Below are 16,499 nucleotides of genomic sequence, written 5' to 3'. Positions count from 1 at the left end.
GCAGTTTCACTCAATTTAAAAATAATTAATGGGATGCTTATGAGCAAATCAACTGAACTGTTTAACCGTGCACAATCAATTATTCCTGGGGGAGTAAATTCTCCAGTTCGCGCATTCAACGGCGTAGGTGGTGGCCCTTTATTTATACAAAAAGCACAAGATGCTTATATCTATGATGTAGATGATAAACAATATATCGATTACGTTGGTTCATGGGGACCGATGATTTTAGGCCACAACCACCCTGCGATTAAAAAAGCAGTCATTGATGCTGCAGAGAATGGCTTGAGTTTTGGTGCTCCCACTGAAATTGAAATTATCATGGCAGAAAAAGTACAGCAGCTAGTCCCATCAATGGAACAAGTGCGCATGGTGAGCTCAGGTACTGAAGCGACGATGAGTGCTATTCGATTAGCGCGTGGTTACACTAATCGCGATAAAATCCTTAAATTCGAAGGGTGTTACCATGGCCATGCAGACTCTTTATTAGTGAAAGCAGGCTCGGGAGCATTAACACTTGGCCAACCTAGCTCTCCTGGCATCCCAGCTGATTTTGCTAAACACACATTAACCGCTGACTTTAATGATTTAGCGTCAGTTAAAGCCTTGTTTGAAGCTTACCCAGATGATATTTCTTGTATCATTGTTGAACCCGTTGCTGGCAATATGAACTGCATCCCACCAGCTGAAGGTTTCTTACAAGGCCTACGTGAGATTTGTGATAAATATGGCGCATTATTGATTCTTGATGAAGTCATGACAGGTTTCCGTGTTGCACTAGGCGGTGCACAAGCGCATTACAACATTAAACCAGACTTAACGACATTAGGTAAAGTCATTGGCGGTGGAATGCCTGTAGGTGCTTTTGGCGGTAGCCATAAAGTAATGCAACACATTGCACCGACAGGACCTGTTTATCAAGCTGGTACATTATCAGGTAACCCTATCGCAATGCATGCAGGTTTAGCTGCATTAACTGCATTAGACACACCTGAATATGCACAACTAGCCATTAAAACGAAGCAATTAGCAGAAGGCCTAAAAAAAGTTGCTGAAGAAACAGGTGTCCCACTAGCAGTTAACTATGCTGGCGGTATGTTTGGTTTCTTCTTTACTGATCAGCCACAAGTCACCAATTTTAAACAAGTGTGCGCGTGTGATGTAGAAAAATTCAAAAAATTCTTCCACTTAATGCTAGAAGAAGGTATTTACCTTGCTCCATCTGCTTATGAAGCTGGATTTTTATCACTTGCTCATACAGAACAAGATATTAGCAATACATTAATTGCAGCTAAGAAAGCATTTTCACAGTTGTAAGAGGAATGATATAAATAGTAACCTCAAATTATAAGTAAATAAGATCTAGTTTAAGTAATAAGTATCAGACTCATTGCTTAACTTAGATCTTTTATTTTTACACCCTATAATATCTCTCATTAATACTTCCTTCTCTATTGTCCCTAACTTCCATTATTTTCGTGTTCTTTTGTTCAAATTTATTACATTTAATACACACTATTTCATTTCTATTTCAGTCTTCGAATACAAGTGCGGTATACTCTAGTCCAATATATCTATTATTTATTACAAGGCTGTAAAATATGAGTGAAGTCATAGACATGAGTTTAGAAGGCATAGAGCAATTATCGCTCGCTAAGTTTACCGAAGATGCCTATCTCAACTATTCCATGTACGTGATAATGGATCGAGCTTTGCCACATATTAGTGATGGTTTGAAGCCCGTTCAACGACGCATTGTTTTCGCAATGTCTGAACTCGGTTTATCAGCGTTAGCAAAATATAAAAAATCAGCACGTACCGTCGGTGACGTATTAGGTAAGTATCATCCTCATGGTGATAGTGCTTGTTATGAAGCTATGGTATTAATGGCTCAACCCTTCTCGTACCGTTACCCACTCATTGATGGTCAAGGTAACTGGGGTGCACCTGATGATCCAAAATCATTTGCTGCGATGCGTTATACCGAATCGCGTTTATCTGCTTTCTCTGAATTATTATTATCAGAAATTGGCCAAGGTACTTGTGATTGGAAACCTAACTTTGACGGTACGTTAAAAGAACCCGTTTTATTACCTGCGCGTTTACCGCATATCTTATTAAATGGTATTACCGGTATCGCCGTTGGTATGGCAACCGATATCCCGCCACATAATGCACGTGAAGTCGCAAATGCATGTTTACACTTAATTGATAATCCTAAAGCTTCGTTAGAAGATCTAATGGAGTTTGTACAAGGCCCAGATTATCCAACTGAAGCGGAAATCATTACGCCACGTAAAGAGATCGTCAACATCTATCAAACAGGCCGTGGTAGCTTTAAAAGTCGTGCCGTCTTTGTTGTTGAAAATGGTGAGATTGTTGTTACTGCATTACCGCATCGTGTATCGGGTGGTAAAATATTAAAAGAAATTGCTAAACAAATGCAGGATAAAAAACTGCCAATGGTGGCCGATTTACGTGATGAATCAGATCATGAGAATCCAACACGTTTAGTGATTATCCCGCGTTCAAACCGTATTGACGTTGAAGCATTAATGAATCACTTATTTGCTTCTACAGATTTAGAAGTTAGCCACAAAGTAAACCTCAACATGTTAGGGCTAAATCAACGTCCAAGTGTTAAAGGTTTAGTGACTATTCTAACGGAGTGGTTAGTTTACCGTCGTGAGACTGTTCGTCGTCGTTTACAACATCGCTTAGACAAAATCCTAGCACGCGTACATATCCTAGAAGGTTTATTAATTGCCTACTTGAATATCGATGAAGTGATTGAAATTATTCGTACTTATGATGATGCAAAAGCGGAGTTAATGTCTCGTTATTCATTATCGGATACGCAAGCGCACGCCATCTTAGAAATTAAACTGCGCCAACTCGCGAAGCTTGAAGAAATTCAAATTCGTGGCGAAATGGCAGAGTTATCTGAAGAACAACAAAAACTAGAGCTACTATTAGGCTCAGACAGACGTTTAAATACCTTAGTTAAAAAAGAGATAAAAGCCGACGCTGAAAAATATGGAGATGATCGTCGTTCTCCAATGGTAGAAAGGTTAGAAGCAAAAGCATTAACTGAAAAAGAATTAATGCCAAGTGAAGCGGTCACCATTGTATTATCAACTCAAGGTTGGGTTCGTAGCGCTAAAGGGCATGATGTTGACCCACAAGCACTTAACTTTAAAGCCGGTGATGAATATCTAACCAGTTACCAAGGTAAAAGTAACCAAAGCTGTATCTTTATTGATACGTCTGGCCGAGCTTATTCATTAGATGCACACTCTTTGCCTTCAGCAAGAACTCAAGGTGAGCCATTAACAGGCCGCTTTAACCAAAATGAAAATGTACCTTTTGCTTGTGTCTTAATGGGCGATGAGTCAGATCGTTATATCATTAGTAGTGACCATGGTTACGGTTTTGTGGCTAACCTAAGTGATATTAATAGCCGCAATAAAAATGGTAAAGCACTGATCAACTTAACAACTAATGCATTATTAGTTGCACCACAAAAACTATCAAAAAACGCAGAAGATCTGTGTTTAACCATCAGTAATGAAGGCCGTATGTTAATTTTCCCTGTTGCGAGCTTACCGAGCTTAAGTAAAGGCAAAGGTAATAAGATGATCAACATAATGACAGCCAAAGCGACTAAGCGTGAAGAGTTTGTTACTATGCTGAAAATAATATCGCCAGAGAGTGCTGTGACCTTGCATGCAGGTAAACGCAAGCTAACACTCAAACCAAATGATTTAGCGCATTACCAAGGTGAGCGCGGCCGTCGTGGTAATAAACTGCCTCGTGGATTACAACGTGTTGATAATATTGAAGTCATCACATCAGAAAATGAACAAGAAGAGACCCTATAAACTATGTTATTTATTATCAGAGCAATTTTAATTATTGTTGCCGTTATTTTAATGAGTGTGTATTCACTGTTTTACTGTATTTTAAGTCCACGGAATCCTAAAAACACTTATCATTTTGCGATGTTATTTAGCAAAATGTCGCGATTAGTTGGACTCAAAGTCACTATCCGCGTACCTGAAAGTGCTAAAAATAATGGCTCAGTGGTTTACATTGCCAACCATCAAAATAACTATGACATGGTCACAACAACAGGCGCAGTACAACCAGGCTCAGTGACTATCGGTAAAAAAAGCCTTGTACTGATCCCTTTCTTTGGCATCATTTACTGGTTAACGGGTAATATCTTAATTGACCGAGATAATAAAGATAAGTCTAAAAATACAATCACTGATGTGGTTGATCAAATGCGTGATAAAAATCTAGGCGTGTGGATATTTCCAGAAGGCACTCGTAGCCGCGGGCGTGGTTTAATGCCATTTAAAATGGGAGCATTTCACACTGCATTACAAGCAGGCGTTAACGTTGTGCCGACCGTTGTGTCTAACACTCACCAACAAGTCAACTTAAACCGTTGGGACAATGGTGAAGTGATTGTTGAAATGTTAGAGCCAATTGATATTACACAATATAAAAAGCGCGAAATTCGTCGCTTAATGAATGACTCACATGAAATCATGTTAGCTAAATATAAACAGCTTAACAAAGAAGTGAATCGTCCAGATTCTAACTCTAATTGTTGTGATTAATTACGCCATTTCCATTCATGATATAAACGATGAATGAAAATTGTAAACCTTGATATAGAAGAGATAAAAAATGTCAGAAGAACTTACACATGAAGAACTATTAGCAGAACTAGCAGAAGAAACTGCTGATATTGTTGAAGCTATTTTAGAAGATGGCAGTAATCCTGATGCGGTTTACATGATTGAACATCACCTATCTTGTGATAACTTTGATGTATTGGAAAAAGCAGCTATTGCTTGTTTCAAAAAAGGCTATGAAGTAACAGATCCTGAAGAATTAGAACTAGAAGATGGTTCTATTATCTTAAGTTTTGATGTTGTTGTTGAAATGAACCTAGATGAAGAAGCTATTTACGAAGATGTTGAAAGACTCGTTGCACTAGCACAATCATTTGGTATTGAATATGACGGTTGGGGTACTTACCCAGAAGAATAAACATTAATCTTCGCTAACGATCGCCTATAAAAAAACCAAGCTCATCGCTTGGTTTTTTTATATCTACTTTTTCTTAATAAACTTAGAGACTATTTATTAATAAACTTAGAAACTAACGCGCTAATAAAAATCGCGAATAAAAAAAACTCTAAATAAATTAACTATGCACCAACAGATTCTGTCTGTTCTGCTTCCGATTCTAAATCATCAGCTTGAAATTTTTCGACCAATGCATTTTTTAATACCATTGCTTCAATTTCTAAACCACATAACTCTTCATCCCAGTTTACACCAGCAAACACTTGTTGCTTCTGCATGCCGTCTAACCATGAATCAAAAAACACATCTAACGCAATGCTTTCAACTTTATAGTTAGCCCATTCTTCTGTTTTTAATTTTTCAGCTAATGTTGCGTCAGACCAAAACAAATAAACAGCAGTTGCATCTTTATTGTCATGAGCGTGGCAATTTGCCCAACCTAATGTCTCATCAAATAAACCAAACAATTCACCTTCAGCAGCGGCTTGCTCAACAAATAATTCTGCGTTTTTTAAATATTGCTCTTTCATTTGTTTTCCTACTTATCTTGTTCAGTCGTATTGATATTGCTTTCTGCTTTAGCGTCTGCACTACTTTCAGAAGCAGCACCATCTAATTTCTTTTCTAATTGTGCAAACTTTTCTTCCATTGCATTCAATTTTTCACGCGTGCGCAGTAGCACATGTGTTTGTACATCAAATTCTTCACGGCTCACCATATCTAGTTTACCGAGTTGTGCCTGTAAAACTTGTTTGATCTTACGGTCAATTTCATTACCAAAGCTTTTTACACCTTCAGGCATTGCATCACTGACTTGCTTTGCGATCTCTTCTAACTTCTGCGGATTAAACATAAAAAGCTCCTTAAATTAATAAGCGCATTGTAAACGTCACACTTGATAATTTCTATGGGAATATAATCAAACTTTGTTTTTCATTTTGCTTTGGTTATTCATTTTCAGTAATTCTTACTCGAATTTAACTGGAATCTCGTCGAATTACTCTTCAACACAATTTAAAAAGGCTTCAATTAAAGGTTCCGTTAAACGTGTTTTATGGCAACAAACACCTAAATTAAATGAAGCTAATTGACCGACCTCAGAGAGGCTTTGAACGCGATCTCGTACCGGACTATTTTCAATCACTACATCTGGAGCGACGCCAACACCACAGCCTAAAGCAACCATACTAATGAGTGCTTCATGCCCTGCTACTTTCGCATAAATATGTGGTTTGCCAATTTTAAGAGAACGGAACCAAGTATCAAACCGGCGTCTGATTGCCCCATGTTCAGGCAAAATAAAAGGTATCGCTTTCCAATCTATAGGGGATTGATGGATTAGTTTTGTAGCCACACACGCCGTCGTAGGTGCAATAATTGATAAAGGTATTTCAGCTAATTGACTAAAGTGCATCCGAGTAGGAAAGTTATCAGGATAAGCTGTGATAGCGAAATCAACTTGATGTTGCATCACTTGCTCAATGGCAACAGCGCTATCGCCTGTTGTTAATTTAATATCAACATTAGGGTGATTACGTCTAAAACGATCTAAGATCGGCGGGAGATGGCTATAGGCAGCAGTAACCGAGCAATATAAATTAATCTCACCTTCTAATTCATTCGTTCCCTGTGAAATTGAATGTTTTAACAACTCCCATTGTTCAATTTGTTGAAGCGCAAACTGTTTAAAAGCAATTCCGGCTTCAGTTAACAAAACGGACCGATTGTCTCTAATGAGCAAGCTTGCTCCAAGATCGTCCTCGAGACGTTGAATTAAACGGCTTAAAGTAGAAGGACTAACATGCATTGCGAGTGCTGTTTTAGAGAAGTGTAAACTTTGACTTAGATGTACAAAAGTTTGTAATGCTTTAATATCCATTTAATGAATTTTTCTTATATTGAATACTTTTACACGTAACATATCTGCACTACATATCATTACATTACATCCTTTTAGGTTATACATTTTTACATTGCACGACAGGCAGCGTTTCATTTGCACCCCATTCACTCCATGAACCATCGTAAACACTTAATGCATCATAACCTGCTAATTTAGCTGCTAATGCCAGAATACAAGCTGTCACTCCTGATCCACAGCTAAATACCAAGCGTTGCTTTTGTGGCATTAATGCTTCAAATATTTGTGCTAGTTGGTAAGCATTCTTCATAGTTTGGTTATTTAAGATTTCGCTAATAGGCAAATTAATAGCCGTTGGCATATGTCCTGAGCGCAGCCCACTTCGCGCTTCTGGTACTTTACCTAAAAAGCGATCTTTAGAGCGCGCATCAACAATGGCAACTTGTTCATCTTCAATCGCGTCATAAACATCGTCTTTAGTACTAATAAGATCGGCTTGATATTTAGCCTTGAAATCACCTTGTTTACGTTGTGTTGTCTCGGGTGAATCAGTGTTGATCGTCAACCCCGCCTCTTTCCAAGCTGGCAAACCACCATCTAATACAGCTATATTATTAAAACCCATGGTTTTAAACATCCACCACACTCTTGGGCTAGAGAAAATCCCCAAACTATCATAAACAACAATCACACTGTCATTATTGATACCTAGCATTTGCGCTGATAATTCGAAATGTTGTGGTGTTGGCATCATATGAGGTAAAGAAGCTTGTTGATCACAAACTTCGCGATCAAAATCAAAAAATCGAGAATTATCAATTCGCTCGTTTAACCACTCCTGATAGCCGTTACGTTGGGTCAACGGCATATGCCAACTTGCATCCAACAAAATCAAATCAGAATGGCTATGATGCTCAGCTAACCATTGGATAGAAACCAAATTGCCTGGCAACACCAGTGAATTCATAAAAACCCCTTTAATAACAAATACTTGATTTAAAGCAATCAAGTTACTCACAAATAAATATAAAACAATAGTAATGTCAAAGAATAACTCAAGATACCCCCATGCTCACACTTGTATGATAAAAAAGGTATCTATTTTCAAAAACTGCAATATAAGCCCATAGTATATTTCATTTTATGCAACGTAACATTGCTAATATATCATTTTGCGCAATATTACTTATACGTTATAGTGACACCCGAAATTAAATGACACCAAATTTAAGTCATTTACCCTTATTATTTATTTTGGAGCGCAGCTAACATGGCTAACTACTTTAATACTCTTCCTCTACGTGAGAAGTTACATCAACTAGGTCAATGTCGTTTTATGGATCGCAGCGAATTTGCTGACGGTATTGAAGCATTAAAAGGCAAAAAAGTAGTTATCATCGGTTGTGGTGCTCAAGGTTTAAACCAAGGTTTAAACATGCGTGATTCTGGTCTTGACGTATCTTACACATTACGTGCTGCAGCAATCGCTGAAAAACGTCAATCTTGGAAGAACGCAACTGAAAACGGTTTCACTGTAGGTACTTATGAAGAACTAATTCCACAAGCTGACTTACTATGTAACTTAACACCTGACAAACAGCATACAGCTGTAGTTGGCGCGGTTATGCCTCTTATGAAAGAAGGCGCAACATTAGCTTACTCTCACGGTTTCAACATCGTTGAAGAAGGTATGCAAGTACGTGAAGACATCACAGTCATCATGTGTGCACCTAAATGTCCTGGTTCTGAAGTACGTGAAGAATACAAACGTGGTTTCGGTGTTCCAACACTAATCGCTGTTCATCCAGCAAATGATCCACAAGGCCACGGTCTTGCTTGGGCTAAAGCATACGCATCTGGTACTGGTGGTGATCGTGCTGGTGTTCTTATGTCTTCTTTTGTTGCTGAAGTTAAATCTGACCTAATGGGTGAGCAAACTATCCTTTGTGGTATGTTACAAACTGGCGCAATCTTAGGTTACGAAAAAATGGTTGCTGACGGTCTTGAGCCAGCATACGCTTCTAAACTGATTCAATACGGTTGGGAAACAGTCACTGAAGGCCTTAAATACGGCGGCATCACTAACATGATGGATCGTCTATCTAACCCAGCTAAAGTTAAAGCATTCGATATGTCTTTAGAACTTAAAGATATCCTACGTCCGCTATTCAACAAGCACATGGATGACATCATCGAAGGTGAATTCTCTGCAACTATGATGGCTGACTGGGCTAACGATGACGTTAATCTTCTAAAATGGCGTGCAGCAACTGCTGAAACTGGCTTTGAAAAACAACCAGCTGGCGACATGGAAATTGATGAGCAAGAATTCTACGACCACGGTATCTTCCTAGTAGCAATGATCAAAGCAGGTGTTGAACTTGCATTTGAAGCAATGACTGCATCAGGTATCATCGCAGAATCTGCATACTACGAGTCTCTACATGAAACACCACTTATCGCTAACACAATCGCTCGTAAGAAACTTTACGAAATGAACGTAGTAATCTCTGATACTGCTGAATACGGTTGTTACTTATTCGACCACGCTGCTAAACCACTACTAGCAGACTTCGTTAAAGCGATGAGCCCTGAGTTCCTAGGTAAGCCATTAACAGTTAAAACTAACTCTGTTGATAACGCTCGTCTAATCGAAATCAATGACGAAATTCGTAACCACCCAGTAGAAATCGTAGGTAAAAAACTACGTGGCTACATGAAAGACATGAAAACAATCGTTGAAGCATCTAACTAATTAGAAGCGTCTAACTAACCTTTAGTTAAAACGATATTATTAAGCCAAGCATTTGCTTGGCTTTTTTGTATCTAAAAATCAGTTAAGAAACTACGTCTATGCCTACAACACGAAAGACATGAAAACAATCGTTGAAGCATCTAACTAATTAGAAGCGTTTAACTAACCTTTAGTTAAAACGATATTATTAAGCCAAGCATTTAGCTTGGCTTTTTTGTATCTACGATTTACGAATGAAGCGACGCTTATGCCCACAAGACCTAAATATCATCACATCTTTTGACTTTGGGGCGCTGGCTTTAGCCTGCAGGATTTATGTGTTGAACTTGGAAAGATAAACGTTATTAAGCCAAGTATTTGATTGGATTTTTTGCATCCGCTATTTATAAATGAAGCGATGCTTATGCCTACAAGACCTAAAAAATCATTACCTATTTTGACTTTGGGCCGCTGGCTTTAGCCTGCAGGATTTATGTGTTGAATTTAAAAAGATAAACGTTATTAAGCCAAGCATTTAGCTTGGATTTTTTGTACCTTCGATTTACGAATAAAACGAGATTGACGCTTAAAATACGAAAGATATAAAAAAATCGTTGCACCTTTTGACCTTGGGCGCTGGCTTTAGCCTGCAGAATTTATGTGTTGAATTTAGAAAGATACAAAAACAATCATTGCATCTTTTGACTTTGGGGCGCTGGCTTTAGCCTGCAGAATTTATGTGTTGAATTTAAAAAAGTAGCATGAATAAGATAAGTTTCAGAGCAAAAAGAAAACACATACAAACAAAAAACCTGCAAACTGAAAACAGGACTCGCAGAACACCTCTGATGATGCTCTAAAGCTTGCCTAATACACCATCACCAAAGTAGAAATTCGAACAACAATAACCACATGAGTTAGCTAATCTAGTATTAAACCAAGGTCGGTAATAACGAACGAATACCGTCGATAAACATTTGCACAGACATAATCAGTAATAACATCCCCATTAACCTTTCTAATGCAGTTAAGCCTTTTTCTTTTAGTAGTTTATATAAATAAGGAGAGCAAAGCAGAACAACAGCAGACATGCTCCACGCAAGTAAAAGAGAAAGAAACAATGCGCCAGAATGCTCAGCATTAGTTTTTGCTAATACTAAGAGTGTTGCTAAAGCCGCAGGTCCTGCAATCATAGGGACAGCGATAGGAACAATTAACGGTTCATCCCCTTTTTTCATCACAAACAAATCTCCTCCATCAGCACTAGGGAAAATCATTTTTAAAGAGATAACAAAAAAGATAATCCCACCGGCAATGGTGATAGCTTGAGTTTGTAAGTGAAATAGACTTAAAAATTGCTCTCCAAAAAACAGGAAAACAATCAAAATTAATAACCCAATTAACATTTCTCGAATAATTATTTTCGAATGCTTCTGCTTATCTATATTTTTTAAAATACTTAATAATAAAGGCACATTGCCAAGTGGATCTAAAATAAAAAAGATTAAAAAAGCAGTTGAGAATATTGGAAATGTAACATCCATCGAAGCAAGCCTTAACAATTAACGTACTGAGTAAAAAGTACTTTACATTGTAGGCAGTAAAATAAAGAGAGCAATGGGTTTCTACTTTATCCTTTCAATATAGGTGAGGAGCGCAAAGATAAGCTTACCTTTAGTATGGCGAGGTACCAAGGGAATAGACAAGTAAGTTAATTTAAAGAGGGTCAAATAAAAAAATAAGAAGGAAATCGCCAGATAAATAGAGAATAGAAAATAAAAAGCAGTCAAACAGTAAGTGCCTTATAAATTAACATAAGTACTTACTATCTGACTGTAAAAACTAACCAATCGTAATAAATTATGAGGAGTAAACTCTAGACCAATTAACTTAAAATTAGCTAACCTTAATTTAGCTAACCTTAATTTAGCTAACCTTAGTTAAGTAGAAATTAAAAGACGTCCCCTTACCAATTTGACTCTCAACGCTAATATCTGATTGTAATAAGCGCAGTAGTTTTTGCGTAATCGCTAACCCTAGGCCTCCATGCTCTTTACTATCAAAAATTGCATTACTAGCGCGATAACGAGCATCAAAAATATACGCTAATTCATTTTCGTGAATACCAGTACCATTATCGATAACAGAAATGTTCAATCTACTATTTTCTTTCTCATTAACTTGTATCGTAATATTTCCACCAACATCAGTATGTCGAATCGCATTATCAATCAGGTTACTCAATACTCGCTCTAACTTTCCAATGTCGGTATAAACCATAAACTCACATTGTTCAGGTAAGATATTTAAAACCAGTTTCTTTTCTTGTAACCTATGTTGAAATTTAGCCACTATGTCATGTAGCAATTCGGCAAGTGGAAATGTTTCAAGATCCAATGTTACCTGTCCACCATCAAGATGCGCTAACTCAAATATTTGGTCGACTAGCTTTTTAAGTTGATTGGCATTTTTAAAAGCAATATCAATAAAACGTTCATGCTGCTCTTCACTTAAGGTATTGCCTTTAAGTTGAATCGTCTCAAGGTAACCTTGTAAAGCTGCAAGTGGCGTACGTAAGTCATGGGATAGATCCGTTAACATTTCACGTCTGGTTTTATCTATTGCTTGTAGTTGCACCAATTGATAATTGATTTGCTCAGCCATTTCATTAAATGCCTGACCTAGCTCATGAATTTCATTGTTTTTAGCAGCAGGCCAATCATGTAGTTGTACTTTATTTTTTTCAAATCCTGCTTTTTTAAAAGCACGAATATTTTGAGTTAATTGTTTTAAAGGCTGGGTAAAAATACGTAACAGCGCAATCAACACTAAGAAAAAGGCAATCACAACACCCAATAAAAACACTAATGACTGCGAAAGGTGCTGATCAGACTGAACTGCTTCAAAAATTGAATCATAGGTTTCGCCACCAATAATCACATAAAGGTAACCCTGAAGGTTTTCATCATTATAGATAGGTGAAGCTGAGAATATTTTTTGTTCATTAATATCACGCGGATCATCACCGTAAATAGGTAATGCTTTTTTTAGATTAATAAAATCAACAAGCGGTGCAATATTTACTTTTTCACGTTTCACTTTACCTGGTTCAGCAGAATAACTAAGAATATTGCCATTGGGTGCAACAAAATAGAATTCAAAACTAGGGCCTAATATCATTAAACTATGAAAAAGATTTTTGAGTGCACTTTGATCATAGACGCCCTCTTTTAATAAAGGGTTATCTCTGCCCAAATGCTCGGCTAGATTAAGATGTAAACGTTGTTCAGCTTCGTGTCGAGATTCAACCTCTAACTTTGCAGACCACCATGAAAAGGTACAAGCGATGGCAATAAAAAGTAACACCAATGCGATTGTCATTCGCTGATATAAAGACACTCTCATTAAACAACACCTTCAGGGCTAAATTTATAACCCACACCAAACACGGTTTGAATAATATTTGGGAAAACTTTATGCGTAGAGTCAGGTTGCCCTGCCACTAATTTGTTACGTAGACGGTTGATATGTGAGTTCACAGTATGTTCATAACCACTGTGTTGATAGCCCCATACTTTATCTAATAATTGTGTGCGAGAGAAAACTTGGCTAGGGTGTTGAGCCATAAAGCACAATAGGTCGAATTCTGTTGAGGTAAGATCTAAACTTTGGTCACGTAACACAACTTCATGCGTGCGTTTATTTATCATCAATTGACCATGACAAACAATGCCTGTATCTGTTTCTGTTGTTTCTTGTTTATTATTTTTTAATAAATGAACACGACGAAGCAATGCATGTATACGTGCTTGTAATTCTCTCACGCTAAACGGCTTAGCCATGTAATCATCAGCACCTAACTCAAGGCCAACGACACGATCAATTTCTGATGTTCTCGCTGTTAGCATTAAAATAGCTTGTTCTGGTTTCACTTCTCTTACTTTTCGGCAAACTTCCAAACCGCTACATCCTGGTAAATTAATATCCAGCATTAATAGAGAAAAATCGTTTTCTAAACCTTGTTTAATCGCATCTTCACCATTATCACAATGGGTGACTTCAAGCCCAAGATCTTGCATGTTTACTTTTATTAACTCTGCAATATCCTGATCATCTTCAACAATTAAAATACTATCTGTCATCTTTCAGCTTCCTAAAAGGTGGCCTGTTAATGATTGTGAATTAAGGGGGTATCACAAAAAATAACAGGCCATAATGGTTTATCTGGTACGAGTAATAGTAACAGACATAACTGGGTTATCGAATTTTTGTTGGTAAGTTAACGCTGACGTAGTTAAGCCGTCGTCAGCACTGACAATACCAGGGTGCATAGTCACTATATTGATGTCATCACGTATTGGATTACTTGCTTCACCACCAGCTGCTGGACCAGGTACAGTCTCAGCACTTTCAGTATTAGCTTCAGTACCTGCATCATAAGCAACAGTACTAAATGTTAATGAATCATTAACCGCTAGCTCACTTAAATCAACTTTGTTAAGACCTGTAAAAGCATCGTTAGAATTACCTAACATACTAGTAAATGACAAATAATTAACTTGAGCTGTATGACTAACAGTTACCGTAGCAGTTTCGCCATAAACAATACCACCAGTAGCACTTGCAGAACTTAAAAGAAAACTAGTTTCATCAAGTATACGACTAGCATCGCCAGATTCTGCTAATAACTCTAATGCTTCTGAAGCAGGCTCACCCACTTCAAACAATTCACCCGTATCGTGTAATATTAGTAATGGAGCTGAAATAGGCTGTCCATTGGTTAAGTTTTTTAGTAAAACTTCATATTCAACAGGTGTGTCAATTATAGTCACTGAATCGGAGTCATTGTCTCCACATGCAACTAATGTTAGCGCTGCAGCCGTAGCAATAGCGACTTTAGAAAATTTAATCATAAAGCCTCCTTATTCAACAACGATAGTCAATTTTGCAACAGGGTTTAACCAACGATGAGCACTACTATCTAAATCACTAATGCCGCCTTCTTCGTCATCATCACCTAATACACCGGGGTGAATGTGAACATTCGGGTTACTAATTTCTTCTGTAACACCAGAAGCGCCAGTTGCTGTAATACCAATTGGATTTGGTATATTAGCAATGATTTCATCATTCGCTTCTGTACCTGCATCATATGCATTGAGGTAAACAGTATAAGTACCCGCTTCAGTTGGTATTTCCCAACTATCTAAACCAATGAAACCATCATTAGTCGGTAACATCATTGCTGCAACAGATAGGTAATCATTACCGCTGTTATTACTTAGAGAAAAATTTGCAGACGTTGCAGGTGCTAACAAACCACCAGCAGGGTTTTCATTAACATCAGCATTAGCAACAGATAACAACCCGCTTACGCCAGAAATATCACCGCCTTCAGCTAAAGCTTGTAGTTCTGCACTTGCTGCTTCTGTTGTTGTAAAAATAGAAGTACTAGCATCATGGGCTGCAGTAATAACAGGTGTGAAGTAAATACCATGGGTTAAATTCGTTACTGTTACTGTTAAGTCTTGCGCTTGGCTAGTTGCAGAAAATAAACCGAATAGGCCTACAGCAATAAGATGTTTTTTTAACATGAAGAAACTCCCTTTAATTCGAATAATAAATAGTGGTTAATAAATTTGTTGTAATTGTTTTACAAAAAACAGTATGAACGGGAGTTATCACGAACTTATCACGTAATATTCACTATTTGGTTGTGATGCCTTTTATTTTTCATTTTTTACCTTAAATAGAGACGTTATGAGCTTAAATAAACAAGATAATGATCAAATATGTGAAAAATCATGAATAAAACAAATAATAAAAAATTAAAAATTAAACAAGTAAGAAAGATTGTTTTTATATTTCCTAGATTCACATAATAACAGCAAGTATAATCGCGCCTTTCGAAATGAATAAGAGTAAAACCATGAACGAACAATACGAAAACCGCTTTGGTGGTATCAAACGCTTATATGGCACTACAGCATTACAAAAATTTAAAGATAGCCATGTTTGTGTTGTAGGTATTGGCGGTGTTGGCTCTTGGGTTGTTGAATCATTAGCACGTTCGGGTATTGGCCAAATCACCTTAATTGATATGGATGATCTTTGTGTAACCAACACAAATCGTCAAGTTCATGCGCTAGCAGATACTGTAGGCCAGCAAAAAATAGAAGTGATGGCGGCTCGTTGTAAGCAAATAAATCCTGATATTATTGTCAACTGTGTTGATGACTTCATCGATAAAGAAAACTGTTTTGAATATCTTTCAAGTGATATGGATTACATCTTTGACGCCATTGATAGCATTCATGCAAAAGTAGCGTTAGTGGCGCATTGTAAGCGTAATAAATACCCGTTGTTAACGTGTGGTGGCGCAGGTGGTCAACTTGACCCAACACAAATACAAGTTACTGACTTAGCAAAAACCATTCAAGATCCACTAGCCGCAAAAGTGCGTTCAGAGCTACGTCGCCATTTTAATTTCAGTAAAAACCCTAAACGAAGATTTCATGTTTACTGTGTTTTTTCAACTGAGCAATTAAGTTATCCTGATTTAAACGGCGAAGTGTGTAGAGAAAAAGCGGAATCAGACGGCAATATGAAGATGGATTGTGCCAGCGGCTTTGGCGCCTCAACCATGGTAACCGCAAGCTTCGCTTTTATCGGCAGCGCCTTTATTCTTAATAAAATAGCGGAAAAAGCCAAAGCAGCGAGTGGTAAAGCATAAAGCTTATAAATTAATGTTTGATGTTTGATGTTTGATGTTTGATGTTTGATGTTTGATGTTTGATGTTT

General features: G+C 37.5%; 15 protein-coding genes. 6 read left to right on the top strand and 9 right to left on the bottom strand.

Annotated features, from left to right (window positions below):
• The first annotated feature begins 39 nt into the window (after window positions 1-39).
• From hemL to rraB, 4 genes are all read left to right on the top strand, one after another.
• Complete coding sequence (gene hemL / locus V6255_RS15235; RefSeq protein WP_341628933.1) at window positions 40-1,317, top strand: glutamate-1-semialdehyde 2,1-aminomutase; 1,278 nt, start codon at window positions 40-42, stop codon at window positions 1,315-1,317.
• Window positions 1,318-1,601: 284 nt separating this feature from the next.
• Window positions 1,602-3,881: a DNA topoisomerase IV subunit A gene (parC, locus tag V6255_RS15230; RefSeq protein ID WP_341628932.1), complete on the top strand. Its 2,280-nt coding sequence runs from the start codon at window positions 1,602-1,604 to the stop codon at window positions 3,879-3,881.
• Window positions 3,882-3,884: 3 nt separating this feature from the next.
• Window positions 3,885-4,628, top strand: a complete 744-nt coding sequence (locus V6255_RS15225; RefSeq protein ID WP_341628931.1) for a 1-acylglycerol-3-phosphate O-acyltransferase — start codon at window positions 3,885-3,887, stop codon at window positions 4,626-4,628.
• 70 nt (window positions 4,629-4,698) lie between these two features.
• The gene (gene rraB / locus V6255_RS15220; RefSeq protein ID WP_025563312.1) at window positions 4,699-5,064 is read left to right on the top strand and encodes a ribonuclease E inhibitor RraB; all 366 of its coding nucleotides are present in this window, start codon (window positions 4,699-4,701) and stop codon (window positions 5,062-5,064) included.
• Window positions 5,065-5,225: 161 nt separating this feature from the next.
• Here the strand turns inward: rraB and V6255_RS15215 are convergent, their stop codons facing one another.
• From V6255_RS15215 to V6255_RS15200, 4 genes are all read right to left on the bottom strand, one after another.
• The gene (locus V6255_RS15215; RefSeq protein WP_341628930.1) at window positions 5,226-5,633 is read right to left on the bottom strand and encodes a DUF2750 domain-containing protein; all 408 of its coding nucleotides are present in this window, start codon (window positions 5,631-5,633) and stop codon (window positions 5,226-5,228) included.
• An 8-nt stretch (window positions 5,634-5,641) separates the two neighbouring features.
• Window positions 5,642-5,956 carry a ubiquinone biosynthesis accessory factor UbiK gene (gene ubiK / locus V6255_RS15210; protein ID WP_341628929.1) on the bottom strand — a complete coding sequence of 105 codons (315 nt, stop codon included), beginning with the start codon at window positions 5,954-5,956 and terminating at the stop codon, window positions 5,642-5,644.
• A gap of 144 nt (window positions 5,957-6,100) precedes the next feature.
• Window positions 6,101-6,982 carry an HTH-type transcriptional activator IlvY gene (ilvY, locus tag V6255_RS15205; RefSeq protein WP_341628928.1) on the bottom strand — a complete coding sequence of 294 codons (882 nt, stop codon included), beginning with the start codon at window positions 6,980-6,982 and terminating at the stop codon, window positions 6,101-6,103.
• Between the two features lie 79 nt (window positions 6,983-7,061).
• A complete protein-coding gene (locus tag V6255_RS15200; protein ID WP_341628927.1) occupies window positions 7,062-7,931 on the bottom strand; it encodes a sulfurtransferase in 870 nt (289 codons plus the stop codon).
• 303 nt (window positions 7,932-8,234) lie between these two features.
• On the opposite strand from V6255_RS15200, the gene ilvC reads away from it, so the two are divergent.
• The gene (gene ilvC / locus V6255_RS15195; RefSeq protein WP_137298003.1) at window positions 8,235-9,719 is read left to right on the top strand and encodes a ketol-acid reductoisomerase; all 1,485 of its coding nucleotides are present in this window, start codon (window positions 8,235-8,237) and stop codon (window positions 9,717-9,719) included.
• 911 nt (window positions 9,720-10,630) lie between these two features.
• Here the strand turns inward: ilvC and V6255_RS15190 are convergent.
• The 5 genes from V6255_RS15190 to V6255_RS15170 form a co-directional block, all read right to left on the bottom strand.
• Window positions 10,631-11,242 (bottom strand): MarC family protein, encoded by a 612-nt coding sequence (locus V6255_RS15190; protein ID WP_341628926.1) that lies wholly within the window; start codon window positions 11,240-11,242, stop codon window positions 10,631-10,633.
• 382 nt (window positions 11,243-11,624) lie between these two features.
• Window positions 11,625-13,103 carry a HAMP domain-containing sensor histidine kinase gene (locus V6255_RS15185; RefSeq protein ID WP_341628925.1) on the bottom strand — a complete coding sequence of 493 codons (1,479 nt, stop codon included), beginning with the start codon at window positions 13,101-13,103 and terminating at the stop codon, window positions 11,625-11,627.
• Window positions 13,103-13,840 (bottom strand): response regulator transcription factor, encoded by a 738-nt coding sequence (locus tag V6255_RS15180; protein ID WP_025565652.1) that lies wholly within the window; start codon window positions 13,838-13,840, stop codon window positions 13,103-13,105. Before V6255_RS15180 ends, V6255_RS15185 begins: the two co-directional genes overlap by 1 nt.
• Before the next feature lie 78 nt (window positions 13,841-13,918).
• Entirely contained in the window at window positions 13,919-14,611 is a 693-nt protein-coding gene (locus tag V6255_RS15175; RefSeq protein WP_341628924.1) for a spondin domain-containing protein, read from the bottom strand.
• 9 nt (window positions 14,612-14,620) lie between these two features.
• A complete protein-coding gene (locus V6255_RS15170) occupies window positions 14,621-15,292 on the bottom strand; it encodes a spondin domain-containing protein (RefSeq protein ID WP_341628923.1) in 672 nt (223 codons plus the stop codon).
• Window positions 15,293-15,627: 335 nt separating this feature from the next.
• On the opposite strand from V6255_RS15170, the gene tcdA reads away from it, so the two are divergent.
• Window positions 15,628-16,431 carry a tRNA cyclic N6-threonylcarbamoyladenosine(37) synthase TcdA gene (gene tcdA / locus V6255_RS15165; RefSeq protein ID WP_341628922.1) on the top strand — a complete coding sequence of 268 codons (804 nt, stop codon included), beginning with the start codon at window positions 15,628-15,630 and terminating at the stop codon, window positions 16,429-16,431.
• Window positions 16,432-16,499 lie beyond the last annotated feature (68 nt).

The organism is Psychromonas arctica (assembly GCF_038155225.1).
GTDB lineage: Bacteria > Pseudomonadota > Gammaproteobacteria > Enterobacterales > Psychromonadaceae > Psychromonas > Psychromonas arctica_B.
Note: the sequence above shows the minus strand (reverse complement) of the source record. Positions and strands in the feature narration are given on the sequence as shown.